The organism is Massilia solisilvae (genome assembly GCF_024753215.1).
In the GTDB taxonomy this organism is placed as follows: domain Bacteria; phylum Pseudomonadota; class Gammaproteobacteria; order Burkholderiales; family Burkholderiaceae_D; genus Telluria; species Telluria solisilvae.
Genome location: NZ_JANUGV010000002.1, coordinates 662,644 through 674,990 on the forward strand (window position 1 = coordinate 662,644; position 12,347 = coordinate 674,990).

The 12,347-nt window shown below is 64.2% G+C and carries 9 protein-coding genes; 2 read left to right on the plus strand and 7 right to left on the minus strand.

The window, feature by feature from the left end:
* Window positions 1-60: 60 nt before the first annotated feature.
* Entirely contained in the window at window positions 61-999 is a 939-nt protein-coding gene (locus NX773_RS11165) for a CysB family HTH-type transcriptional regulator (protein WP_258856396.1), read from the plus strand.
* Window positions 1,000-1,090: 91 nt separating this feature from the next.
* Here the strand turns inward: NX773_RS11165 and udk are convergent, their stop codons facing one another.
* From udk to NX773_RS11190, 5 genes are all read right to left on the minus strand, one after another.
* Window positions 1,091-1,786: a uridine kinase gene (udk, locus tag NX773_RS11170; RefSeq protein ID WP_258856397.1), complete on the minus strand. Its 696-nt coding sequence runs from the start codon at window positions 1,784-1,786 to the stop codon at window positions 1,091-1,093.
* A complete protein-coding gene (locus NX773_RS11175; protein WP_258856398.1) occupies window positions 1,787-3,589 on the minus strand; it encodes an ABC transporter ATP-binding protein/permease in 1,803 nt (600 codons plus the stop codon). It lies immediately after the preceding gene.
* 84 nt (window positions 3,590-3,673) lie between these two features.
* Window positions 3,674-4,834, minus strand: coding sequence for a PAS domain-containing sensor histidine kinase (locus NX773_RS11180; protein WP_258856399.1), 1,161 nt, complete (start codon window positions 4,832-4,834; stop codon window positions 3,674-3,676).
* Window positions 4,835-4,940: 106 nt separating this feature from the next.
* Window positions 4,941-5,702, minus strand: a complete 762-nt coding sequence (locus NX773_RS11185; protein ID WP_258822229.1) for a LytR/AlgR family response regulator transcription factor — start codon at window positions 5,700-5,702, stop codon at window positions 4,941-4,943.
* Between the two features lie 78 nt (window positions 5,703-5,780).
* Window positions 5,781-7,037, minus strand: coding sequence for a sensor histidine kinase (locus tag NX773_RS11190; protein ID WP_258856400.1), 1,257 nt, complete (start codon window positions 7,035-7,037; stop codon window positions 5,781-5,783).
* 307 nt (window positions 7,038-7,344) lie between these two features.
* Here NX773_RS11190 and NX773_RS11195 point away from each other — a divergent pair, with 307 nt between their 5' ends.
* The gene (locus tag NX773_RS11195; RefSeq protein WP_258856401.1) at window positions 7,345-8,283 is read left to right on the plus strand and encodes an exopolyphosphatase; all 939 of its coding nucleotides are present in this window, start codon (window positions 7,345-7,347) and stop codon (window positions 8,281-8,283) included.
* A gap of 144 nt (window positions 8,284-8,427) precedes the next feature.
* On the opposite strand, the gene NX773_RS11200 is transcribed toward NX773_RS11195, so the two are convergent.
* Window positions 8,428-10,815 (minus strand): sensor domain-containing protein, encoded by a 2,388-nt coding sequence (locus NX773_RS11200; RefSeq protein ID WP_258856402.1) that lies wholly within the window; start codon window positions 10,813-10,815, stop codon window positions 8,428-8,430.
* Window positions 10,816-10,985: 170 nt separating this feature from the next.
* Window positions 10,986-12,251, minus strand: a complete 1,266-nt coding sequence (locus NX773_RS11205) for a nitronate monooxygenase (protein ID WP_258822225.1) — start codon at window positions 12,249-12,251, stop codon at window positions 10,986-10,988.
* Window positions 12,252-12,347 lie beyond the last annotated feature (96 nt).

Sequence of the window (12,347 nt, forward strand, 5' to 3'; positions counted from 1 at the left end):
TTCGCTTTCGGCATAAGCAAGCTACAATGTGCATAAGCCTACAAATCAATCCACCCGGCAATGAACCTCCACCAACTTCGCTTCGTCCGCGAGGCCGTACGCCAGAACTTCAACCTCACCGACGCCGCCAAGGCATTGTTCACATCCCAGCCGGGCGTGTCCAAGGCGATCATCGAGCTCGAGGAAGAGCTGGGGGTGGACATCTTTACGCGCCACGGCAAGCGCATTCGCGGGCTGACCGAGCCGGGGCGGCTGGTGCTGCAGTCGGTCGAGCTGATCATGCAGGAGATCGACAGCCTCAAGCGCATCGGCAAGGAGTATGCGGCCCAGGACAGCGGCAGCTTTACCATTGCCACCACGCACACGCAGGCACGCTACATCCTGCCCAAGGTCGTGCAGGCATTCATGGCCCGCTATCCCAAGGTGCGCTTGTCTTTGTTGCAAGGTAACCCGCGCCAGATCGCGGAGATGGTAAAGAACGACCAGGCCGACATGGCCATTGCGACCGAATCGATCGCGGCCGTGGACGGGCTGATCACGCTGCCGGCCTACCAGTGGGAGCACGTGGTGGTGGTGCCGCCGGAGCACCCCTTGCTCAAGTCGCAGGCGGTGTCGCTGGAAGAAATCGCAAGCTACCCGGTCATCACCTACGACTCGGCCTTTGCCGGCCGCAGCCGCATCGACCACGCCTTCGGCCTGCGCAACCTGAAACCGGACGTGCTGCTGGAAGCGATCGACGCGGACGTCATCAAGACCTACGTGGAGCTGGGCATGGGCATCGGCATCATCGCCGGCATGGCTTTCGACCCCGAGCGCGACCGCAACCTGCGCGCGATTCCGGTTGGGCATTTGTTCGGCATGAACGTTTCGCGCGTGGCGGTGAAGCAGGGCGCTTACTTGCGCAGCTACATCTACACCTTCATCGAACTGCTGGCGCCGACCCTGAACCGCAAGATGGTCGAAGGGGCGATGCGCGGCGGCGAGAATTACGAGCTCTGACCCCGCCTTCCAGCACCGTCGAATACCCGGCGCCTGTTACTGTAGATTTGAATCGCGGTCACAGGCGTACAGGACAAGAGTTGCGGATCGATCAGCGCCGCTGCAACTGGCCAATCACGCTCGCTACCTTGGTGGTGATCACATCGACTGCCGGGTCATTCGCGCCGTGCGGCAAAATGACGTCGGCGTAGCGCTTGGTTGGCTCGATGAATTGCTTGTGCATCGGGCGTACCGTTTCCATGTACTGGTTGACGATGCTCTCCAGCGAGCGGCCGCGTTCGGCAATATCCCTTTGCATGCGGCGGATGAAGCGCACGTCGGGGGCGGTGTCGACAAAAATCTTCAGCGACATCATGTTGCGCAAGTCCGCGTCGTACAAGGCAAACAAGCCTTCGATCACGATGACCGGGGCAGGTTTGACCAGAATGGTCTTGCTGGAGCGGTTGTCGCTCGTGAAGTCGTACACCGGCATGTCGATCGCCCGGCCATTGCGCAGGGCCTCTACGTGCTGCACCAGCAGTGGCCAGTCGAAGGCCTGCGGATGGTCGTAGTTCTGCTTGCGGCGCACTTCCGGGGGCAGGCCGGATTGGTCGCAGTAGTAATCGTCCTGCATGACGACCGAGACCATATCAGCGCCGAACGAAGCCAGCACTTGCTGGGACACCGTTGACTTGCCACTGCCGCTTCCGCCAGCGACACCAATGACAAACGGTTGGAAAGAAATTGCATTCATCCCAGAATGATACCGGAGCGGCAGGCGAACTGGCAGAGGCCGGCCGATGATCAACTACGCGCCGTGGTCCGTTGTAGCCGCCACTGCCTCGAACGGCTCGTCAAATTGATAACCTCTTGCATCATGCACCTGCCATGCGCCATCGCCCACGAACCGCAACACATGGGTATGGTGGCGCAGCACGGCGGCGCGGTGGGCAATGCTGATCAGGGTGGCGCCGCTGGCGCGCAGGCGTCCGTAGAGCGAGGCCTCATTGCCGCTGTCGAGCGCGCTGGTCGCTTCGTCCAGGATGATGATGCTGGGCTGGTGCACCAACACGCGGCCAAAGGCCAGGCGCTGCTGTTCGCCGACCGACAACAGCTTTTCCCAGTCACGCACGGCGTCCAGCCCACCCACCTGGTCGGCCAGTCGCGGCAGATGCACCTGTTCCAGGATCTCCAGCAGCTGCTCGTCGCTGAGGTGGGAGCGCGCGCTTGGATAGATGAGCTGGCTGCGCAGGGTGCCAGGCTGCAGATAGGGCTGCTGCGGAAGAAAGAAGAAATCTTCCATTGGCGGGTGCCAGATCACGCCGCTGCCGGTGTTCCACAGCCCCGCAATCGCGCGCAGCAGCGAGCTTTTGCCACAACCGCTGTCGCCGGTGATCAGCAGCGCATCGCCCGGCTTCATGGCCAGGTCCAGGTCCTTGATGAGCACCCGTTCGTACTGCGGCGGATACAGGGTCAGCGATTCCAGCGACAGGTGCGTGCCCGGACGCCGCTGGATGTGCGGGTGCTTGTTGTCGGCCACGGTCGCGGGCACCGCGGGGGAGAGCAGGAGGTCGGACAAGGCTTGCAGGCGGCCGATGCCAGCGACGAAACGGCTCAGGCTTTCGAAGTTATCGACAATGACGCCCACGGCGCCGAGCACGGCGGTGAATGCACCTGCGGCCTGCACCGCCCGGCCCACTTCCAGTTCGCCCGACAGCACGTCGCTGGCGAGGATCATGCCCGGCAGTACCAACGTGAGCTGGCTGAACCCGCGCTGGAACAAGTTCAGGTCACGCTGCTTTTTAATCAACTGGGCAAAATTGTGGATCACCTTGTGGAACGTGCCGTCGATGTGCGCCCGCTCCTGGGCTTCGCCACGGTAGAAGGCGATGGATTCGGCGTTCTCGCGCAGGCGCATCAGGCTGAAGCGGAAGTCCGCCTCGCGCCGTAGTTGCCAGAAGTTCAGGTGGATCAGCGGGTTGCCGAATGCGTACAGGGCAATGGCGGTGCCCACCAGTGCATACACCGTCAGCACACCAACCAGCAAATGCGAAATCGACCACAGCACGGCGCTGAAGGCCACCAGCTGCATGATGGATCCCAGGAAGATCAGCAGGAAGTGGATGGAGCGGCCGGTGAAGGTGTTGATGTCTTCGCTGATGCGCTGGTCCGGGTTGTCGATCTCGCTGTCGTATCCGAGTTCGTAGTATTTACGCCCTCTCAGGTAGCCATCGAGGAAACGTCCGGTCAGCCAGCGCCGCCACTGGTTCGCGAACAGGTCGCGCATGTAGTAGTAGAAGGCATAGGTCGGCACCGCGAAGGCCAGGGTGAGCAGGCAGGCGCGCACCGCGTGCCAGAAGCGGTCGCCCTCCTTGGCCGCCAGCGCCGAGGTCATTTCGCCGGCCTGGTTGTTGAGCATGACGGCCAGCTTGGTATCGACCAGCATCAGGACGATCAGGAGCAAGAGCATGAACCACGCCGTCCGCCATTCGTCCCCGAGCCAATACGGTTTTGCCACGTTGACGAACTGCTTCCATGCGGCCAGCGACAAGCGCGCGGTCTGGCGTCTTTTCTTCGGTACCGCTGTGGTCGCGGTGTCAGGGGTGGTCATTTGCGGCGGGGAAGCGTCATTCAGAACCCCGAGCATACCACCGGGGCGCTAATTCGTTCAGTGCGGAAACGGACAAAGCAGAGCCTAATCCACCGTATGGCCCGCCAGCGGCAGCACGATCTCGATCCGGGTGCCGGGCGGCTCGTCGCTGGTGATGGTGATTTCACCGTTCATGGCCCACACGCGCTCGCGCATGCCGATCAGGCCCAGCGATTCGGCCTTTTCCATGTCCTCGGTGCGAATGCCGCGGCCGTCGTCGCGGATCTGGATGAGGAGTTCCCCGTTCAGGCGGTACAGGTTCATGGTCACGTTGTGGGCGTTGGCATGGCGCGCGATGTTGGTCAGCGCCTCTTGCACGATGCGAAAGATCGCCGTGCTGGCAGCGTCGTCCAGCCGCAGCTCCGCTTCGTCCGCGAACAGCGCGGCCGGAATGCCGTGGCGCTCGACGAAATCGTCGCGCAGGCCCTGCAGCGCAAAGTAGAGGCCACCTTCGTCGAGCGCGCGCGGGCGCAGGTTGGTGGCAATGCGGCGCAGCGACGTGATGGCGGTCAGCAGGTTGTTTTCCATGCCGGCCATGAGCTTGAGCGAATCGGGCGTGTTGCCGTCCGCCTGCTGCAACAGCGTCAGGTCCATGCGCAGCGAGGCCAGGATCTGGCCCAGGTCGTCGTGCAGCTCGCGCGCGATGTAGGCGCGTTCTTCCTCGCGGATGGTCTGCAGCGCCGCCGACAGCTGGCGCAGCTGGTCGCGCGAGCGCGACAGCTTTTGCTGGACCATGTGGCGCTCGGTCACGTCGCGCAGGATGATGGTGTGCAGCGGCCGGCCGTTGCGGTAGCTGGTGGAGATGGAACCTTCGATCGGGAACAGCTGGCCGCTGCCGCGCACCCCGGTGGCCGCGCAATCGCTGCCGCGCCGGCCGGCCCGGCCGCCGCTGGCGCGGAACCAGGTGGTGACCACCCCGCTGGCGCCGGTTGGCGGGTGCAGGTAGCGGGTCAGGGGCTGGCCGCGCATTTCCCATGTGCTGGACAAAAACATGCCGGCGGCCGACGGGTTGGCGAGCACAATCTGGTTGTCCTCGTCCACCGTGATGATGGCCTCGCTGGCGTTGTTGACGATTTCCTCGCTGTGGGCCGAAAACCGGGGCCCGGAGCGACGTTCCTGGCGCGCAAACCACGCTCCACCGACACAGCCGAGCACGAACATGGCCACGCCCCACCCACGAGAACGGGCTCCGGGTTTCTTGTTCATGTGAAATGCCTGTTGTTGGCCCGCTAACGCGGACGCAACCTCTACATTAAGGCGGCGGCAGGCAATAGTGATTGATGCGCGACAAAGGGGCAGGGCGCCCCTTCGCCTACATCTGCTTGAACAGGTGCAGGAAGCTGCGGCTCACTTCCAGCCGCTCCGGACGCCCCTTGACCATGACCAGGTGGCGGCCGCGGATATCGCGCGTGACGCCCTCGATCGCGTTCACGTTGACCAGGGTGGCGCGGTGGATCTGCCAGAACAGCGACGGGTCCAGCTCTTCGGCCAGGTCGCGCACGGGCTTCCTGATCAGCGCTTCAAACTTTTCGGTCTGCACGCAGGTGTATTTTTCATCGGAGCGGAAGAACAGGATCTCCTCGACCGGGATCATGCGCAGGTCCTGGCCGATGCTGGCCTGGATCCATTGCAGGTATTTTTGCTTGGGCGCGGCCACCTTCTCGGCGATCTGCGACAACAGCGCGGTGACGCTGTCGTTGACCTGCTCCCTGGGCCCGGCCAGGCGTTCCTTCAGGCGGTCCACCGTCACCTTCAGGCGCTCGGTCTCGGTGGGCTTGAGCAGGTAGTCCACGGCGCCGCGCTCGAACGCCTCGACCGCGTACTGGTCGTAGGCCGTCACGAACACGATGTGGCTCTGGTCGCCGATTTCGCGCGCTGCCTCCATGCCGGTCTTGCCGGGCATGCGGATGTCGAGGAAGGTCAGGTCGGGCTTGAGCTTGGCCACCAGCTCCACTGCCTCTTCGCCGTTCTTGGCCTCGCCCAGGATTTCCAGCTCCGGCCACACTTCGGAAAGGCGCATGCGCAGCTGGTCGCGCATCAGTCGTTCGTCGTCGGCAATAATCGCGGTAGGCATGGTTGGAGTCCGGTCGAATCAGTCGAGTGTTAATTATTCAATAAAAATGGCGTGCCGTGCAATAGATGATGCCGTATATCACTTCGCGGCGGCGAGCTGGTAGGGAATTTCGATGGTAGCGATCACGCCGGTCGGGCTGTTGGCCGCGATCAGCAGCTGGCCCGCCTCGCCGTGCAGCAGCTTGAGGCGTTCGCGGATGTTGGTCAGGCCCAGGCCGGTGCCGTTGCTGGGCATGACGCCAAAGCCCACGCCGTTGTCGGCCACCGTCACGCGCAGCTTGTTGTGGGCCACCTCGGCCATCACCTTCAGCGTGCCGCCCTCCGGCTTGCATTCCAGCCCGTGCTTGATCGCGTTCTCGACCAGAGACTGCAGCATCATCGGCGGAAAGGCGGCGGTGCGCAGGCCCTCGGGAATGTCGATGGCGACCGTCAGGCGCTCTTCCATGCGCATCTTGAGCAGGGCAAGGTAGGCGGTGACCATGTCCACCTCGCGCCCGAGGTTGGTGGTCAGGTTCGAGTCGCGCATTTGCGGCAGCACGGCGCGCAAGTACTGGATCAGGCTGCGCTGCATGGCCGAGGCGCGCGGCGGGTTGGTCTCGATCAGGTGCTCGACCGAGGCGAGGGTATTGAACAGGAAGTGCGGCTCGACCTGGGCTTGCATCATCTGCATCTTTGCTTCCGACAGCTGGCGCTGCATCGATTCGCGCTCGGCCGCGGCGGTGGCGGTCTGGGTTGCCAGTTCGGCGCGCTTCTTGCCGCCCACCAGCGCCTTGGTGCCGAACAGGGCCAGCATCAGCAGCCACACGAAGCTGGTGAACCAGGTCGAGGCCTGCTTGTGGTAGCGGCTGACCTTGGCCTCGGCCGCGTCGTCCACGGCCTGCTCGATCGCGTCGGACAGCTCCTGGCCGATCTGCGGCGGCAGGTCGATGTGGACCTCGTCGCCGTTCTCGGTGTGCACCGTGGGCTTGCCGTTGCCCTTCTTGGGCAGGTCCGGCGCCGGGGCCGCGCCCGGCCCGGACTGCGCGGCGCCAGGCACCTCCGGCTCGCCGGGGCGGCTCTTGGTCGGGTTGAAATGGATGCCGCTGTCGTCGATCAGGATGCTCGGCTGCTGCGCCTTTTTGCCGGGATGGCGTTCGGTGCGCACGATTTCCTCGTCCGACGAGCTCGAGAACAGCTCTTCCTGAACGATGGCGGCGGCGATCAGCGTGAGCGCGGCAACCAGGAAGAATTTCCACCACGACAGCTGGCTGACCCAGGTCGCGACGCGGTCGAAGGCACGGTAGAGCCAGGACAGGATGCTCGAAATCGTTTGCGGTGTGGATTGCCGTGCTTGCATGTTCAAGGTCGTCGTATCATAGTGTTCTTGCAACCGGCCAGTGTAACCCGCCGTTGCCGCCACGCCCCAGCCGGGTTCGCCGGTTCTGGAACAATTGTTGGGACAATGCAACTGTATGCCTGCCGCGCCCGGAACCCAAGCCTTGTGCGACAGCCTGCAGGAATCACGGTCTGGAATGCACGGACGGATTGCTGTCGAGCAAACGGGCGAGCAAAACCTGTAAAACGGAAACTTTGCAAGGTATGATGGGGAAACGTGTCCTGGCCACGCCAGCCCCCAGCTTCGTTTTCGATGAAAGGGTTTGCCGATGACTGCCGTTTCCCCCAAATTCCGCCTTGTGACCCGCAGCGATTTTGACGGGCTGGTCTGTGCGGTCCTGCTCAAGCACCTGGACCTGATCGACGACATCCTGTTTGTGCATCCGAAGGACATGCAGGACGGGAAAATCGCAATCGGCCCGCGCGACATCACGACCAACCTGCCGTACGTGGCCGGCGCGCACCTGGTGTTCGACCACCACCTGTCCGAAACGATACGCAATAGCGCCCGCCACCAGAACCATGTGATCGATCCCACGGCACCGTCGGCCGCGCGCGTGGTGTACGACTACTACGGTGGGGCCAGGGCGTTCCCGGCGGCGTGGAAGGAGATGATGGCGGCTGTGGACAAGGGCGACTCGGCCCAATTTACGCGCGCCGAGGTGCTGGACCCGAAGGGCTGGGACTTGCTGAACTTCCTGATGGACGCGCGCACCGGGCTGGGGCGGTTCAGGAACTTCCACATCTCCAACTATCAGTTGATGATGGACCTGATCGACCACTGCAGGCACCTGTCGATCGATGCCATCATGCAGTTGCCGGACGTGCGCGAGCGCAGCAACATGTACATGGAGCACAACGCGCGCTGCCAGGAACAGATTCGCCGCTGCGCCACCGTGCACAGGAACCTGGTGGTGCTCGACCTGCGCGCGGAGGAAACCATCTACGCCGGCAACCGCTTCCTGATCTACGCGCTGTTCCCCGAGGCGAACATTTCGATCCACGTGCTGTCGGGACTGAAGAACCAGAATACCGTGTTCGCGACCGGCAAGTCGATCCTGAACCACACGTCCCGGACCAACATCGGCGCGCTGATGCTTGAATACGGCGGGGGCGGGCACGAGAATGCCGGCACCTGCCAGGTGTCCAACGAGATTGCCGAAGAAGTGCTGGGGGCGCTGATCCAGCGGATTACCAGCGAAGGGTGACCGACCGGCCAACCTACGCGTCGTCCCGGCGAAAGCCGGGCCCCATGCTGAGCTTACAGGCCCTCGGCACAAGAATGGGGCAGGCCGTGTTTCGGGGCTTCTGACGCTCCGCATGGATCCCGGCCTGCTGCCGCGATGCGCTGTCTACGCAAATTGCCGCGTCTTCAATAGCTCGCAGGCCTGCTCTTCCGGCAGCGGTTCGCTGAACCACGTGCCCTGGATCTGGTCGCAGCCGTTGGACGCCAGGAACTCCATCTGCGCGCGCGTCTCCACCGCCTCGCCGATCACCGCCATCTCCAGGTTGTGGCCGATGTCGATCAGGGTCTTGGCCAGCTTGCCGGCCGGCTTGCCACCCGCCGCCGCATGCACGGTCGAGCGTGCCAGCTTGACCTGCGCCACGTCCAGCTGCTGCAGGAAGGCCAGGTCGGAAATGCCGTGACCAAACGCATCGACCGTCAGCGGCGTGCCCAGCGAGCGCAACTGCGCGGCCACGTCGCGCCCCAGGCCGGGGTTGCGGATCAGCGCCTCCTCGCGCAGCTCCACTTCCAGGTTGTGCGGCGACAGCCCGAAGCGCCGCAGCCGCTCGCCGATGCCGGCCACGAAGTCGTGCTGGCAGTACTCGCGCTGCGACACGTTCACCGACAGCGGCAACTCGTCATAACCGAGCTGCTTGAGCCGGTCGAGAAACGCGCAGGCCTGGTCCAGCACGCGGTTGCCGATCGGGACGATGGTGCCGCTTTCCTCGGCCTCGGCCAAGAACGCGGACGGCAGCAGCACCCCGTTTTCCGGATGGCGCCAGCGCAGCAGCGCCTCGAAGCCGCGCACCTTGCCCGAGCGCAGATCGACGCGCGGCTGGTAGACCAGAAACAGCTCGTCGCGCTCGAGCGCCTCGCGCATGCCGTGTTCCAGGCGCTGCTTGGCCTCGGTGGTCGATTTCATGTCGGCCGAGAAGAACGCAACCTCGTTGCGGCCGCTGGCCTTGGCGTGGTACATCGCCACGTCGGACGCGCGCACCAGGTCGGCCGCGGTGACGCCGTCGTGCGGGTACACCGACACCCCCAGGCTGGCGCCGACGGGAATTTCCTTGCGGTTGAACGAGACCGGCATCGTCAGGGCGCTGCGCACGCGCTCGATCATGCGCAGGGCGTAGCGCAGCGAGGGCTGGTTGACCAGCACCAGCACGAACTCGTCGCCGGACAGGCGCGACACCGTGTCGCTGTCGCGCACCGAGGCCTGCAGGCGCTTGGCGACGACCTTGAGCACCACGTCGCCGGCCTCGTGGCCGAAGGTGTCGTTGACGCTCTTGAAGTTGTTCAGGTCGATCAGCACCACGGCCACCAGCGATTTGTGGCGCTGCGCCAGGTGCAGCGACTGTTCCAGCCGGTCCCACAGCAGGTTGCGGTTGGCCAGGCCGGTAAGGGGATCGTGGTTGACCTCGTGCTCCAGGTGCGCGGTGCGCTGCTTGGTGGCCGTTACGTCGTTCATGACACCAATGAAATGGGTCACGTGCCCGGTTTCGTCGGTCACCGGCGTGATGTTCAGGTCGTTCCAGAACAGTTCGCCGTTCTTGCGCCTGTTGCGAAACACTACGTTGACGGCGCGGCGCCCGTCGAGCGCTTCGCGCACCTGGTTGCGCTCGTTGCTGTCCGTGTCGGGAACGGCCATGAAGCGCGGGTCGCGCCCCATCACCTCGGCTGCGCTGTAGCCGGTGATGCGCTCGAAGGCCGGGTTGACGTACTCGATCGGGTGGTCGCGGCGCTCGCAGCCGGTGATGACGATGCCGTTGCTGGCCGCATGCAGCGCCCGTTCGCGCAGGCGCAGCTGCTGCTCCTGCTGGCGCTGGTCGGTGATGTCCAGGCCCATGCCGAACAGGTAGTCGCCGCCGATGCAGGGCACCCGCGTGCCGCACAGCAGCATCGGGATCTCGCGGCCGCTGCGGGTCACGTGGTCGGCCTCGATCTGGATTTCCTTGCCATCATCGAATACCTGCCGGATTGCTTCGGCAATGCGGGGACGCTCCTTGACGTCGAAGAACTCGAGCGCGTTGGCTGCGGCCAGTTCGTCCGGCGTCATCTCGGCCAGGCGTTCGAGGTTGCGGTTCCACAGCACAAAGCGGCGGTCGCGGTTGAGGGCGTAGAAAGTGCCGGGGAACATCTCCACAATCGTGCTCATCGGCGTGCGGGCCACGCGCTCCGCTTCCGATTCGTGCGTCCCGACCGAGGTGACGCTGGCTACACAGCCCTCGAACGCGGCGGCGGCGCCGTATTGCGGGGCAAGGTTCAGGCTGACCGGCCCGCCGCAGGCCGGCATGCGGACCGTGAGTTCGCCCGGGTGGCCCGCCGCGACCAGCTGCGCCCAACGCTCGGACCATTCGCCGCGCGAGGCCGGATCGAGCAGCGTGCACACGGTTTGCCCGATGGCCTGGCTGGCCGCCAGGCCGAACAATGCCGCGCAGTTCGCGTTCCAGCTGACGATTTTCCCGGCCTGGTCGACGAGAAAGGAGGTTCGCTCCCTCGGCTCCGTGCTGAACATGCGATCTCCCTCCGGCGAAGTGCCCGCGCTTGCACTTGGACACCGGGGTTGCCGCGGCGTTCCTCCTGTTGTGGAAAAGCCGGTAAAAAAGACCGAGCTACTGATGCGGAACGGCAGTGCCCAAAAAAAATGGCCACGCAAGCGTGGCCATGTCGTCAGGGGCAGCGGGCTCAGGCCGCCGCGGCGTCTTCGCGCGGGGGCAGGGCGACCTCGTTGTTGATGCTGAACTGGTAGTCCTTGAACACGTGCTCTGCCGACAAGACCTGGTAGCTGCCGTCGGCCAGCTTGTGGGTCGTGTCCTTCAGGCGGTAGGTGGTCGAGCCGCAGGTCCAGCAGTTGAAGTTGCGCATGTGCGTGCACAGGCAGGTCTTGTCCATCACCGAGATGTTCTTCTCGCCCGGATGCGCCAGCACCTCGCGGTTGTACGAGTTGATGTAGGCGCAGTTGCCGGTCGCGTCCAGCAGGTAACCGTACGACTCGCAGCCGGGGCGGATGCCCGAGCCGATCGCCGGCGTCTGGCGCAGCATGCGCATCGGGTAGCCGGTCGGCGACACGCCGTTGACGATGATGTCTTCCTCGCTGGCCTTGAAGTACTCCTGCTTGACGTTGTACGGCAGGCCGCACTCGTGGGTGACGGTGAAGCGGGTGGCCACCTGCACGCCGCCGGCGCCTTTTTCCAGGAAGCCCACGGCATCGGTGCCGGTGAAGATGCCGCCCGCTGCGATCAGCGGAATCGACAGCTCTTCCTTGGCAAGGAAAGCATGGATCTCGTCCATGATGGTGTGCAGGTCGTACTGGGCCCAGTCCATGCCGAAGCCCAGGTGGCCGCCAGCGAGCGGGCCTTCGACGATCACGAAGTCGGGCAGGCGGTTCAGGCGCGCGACCTTCTTCAGGAACAGCTGCAGCGCGCGCACCGACGACACGATGATGCCCAGCTGGGCGTCACGGAAGCGCGGGTGATCCTTGATCAGCTCGAACGAACCCAGGTGCAGGCCGGCCGACATGGTGATGCCGTCGATGCCCGCGTCCAGCGCGGAGGCCAGGCGCGTGCGCAGCGTCTCCTTGGGTGCGTTCATGGTCAGCTTTTCCATGCAGTTCACGAAGATCAGGCCGTCGCCTTTCTTCGCTTCCATGGTCGCGCCCACGTGCAGGCGCGTGGCCTCGGCCAGGCGGTCCAGGTCGAACTGGACCACCGATTTGTCCATGTTGTTGATGTTGAACTTGTAGAGCTTGGTCTTGTCCTTGACGAAGGTGGTGTCGAACTTGCGGTCCGACACGTCCGGCACCATGGCATCGGAAATGTGGCCGATACCGCCCAGGCGCGCCGCTTCCAGCGCCAGTTCCGAGGTCGAGATGTCCACGCCCATTCCGCCGATCATGATGGGCACATATTCCTTGTTGCCCAAACGCAGGCGAAAATCATCAACACGTTTCATTGCTATCCTTAACTGCCCCTTGGTCCTTGAGGTCCCGCCGGTGAAATTTACGCGGCCATCATTCTACCCCAAGGCAAGAGGGCAAAACGCGGCCGT

Excerpts from the sequence above, each read along its gene's own strand:
- NX773_RS11195 (WP_258856401.1), top strand. The coding sequence starts at position 7,345 with ATGACTGCCGTTTCCCCCAAATTCCGCCTTGTGACCCGCAGCGATTTT.
- NX773_RS11190 (WP_258856400.1), bottom strand. The coding sequence starts at position 7,037 with ATGCAAGCACGGCAATCCACACCGCAAACGATTTCGAGCATCCTGTCC.
- NX773_RS11185 (WP_258822229.1), bottom strand. The coding sequence starts at position 5,702 with ATGCCTACCGCGATTATTGCCGACGACGAACGACTGATGCGCGACCAG.
- NX773_RS11205 (WP_258822225.1), bottom strand. The coding sequence starts at position 12,251 with ATGAAACGTGTTGATGATTTTCGCCTGCGTTTGGGCAACAAGGAATAT.
- NX773_RS11200 (WP_258856402.1), bottom strand. The coding sequence starts at position 10,815 with ATGTTCAGCACGGAGCCGAGGGAGCGAACCTCCTTTCTCGTCGACCAG.
- NX773_RS11180 (WP_258856399.1), bottom strand. The coding sequence starts at position 4,834 with ATGAACAAGAAACCCGGAGCCCGTTCTCGTGGGTGGGGCGTGGCCATG.
- NX773_RS11165 (WP_258856396.1), top strand. The coding sequence starts at position 61 with ATGAACCTCCACCAACTTCGCTTCGTCCGCGAGGCCGTACGCCAGAAC.
- NX773_RS11175 (WP_258856398.1), bottom strand. The coding sequence starts at position 3,589 with ATGACCACCCCTGACACCGCGACCACAGCGGTACCGAAGAAAAGACGC.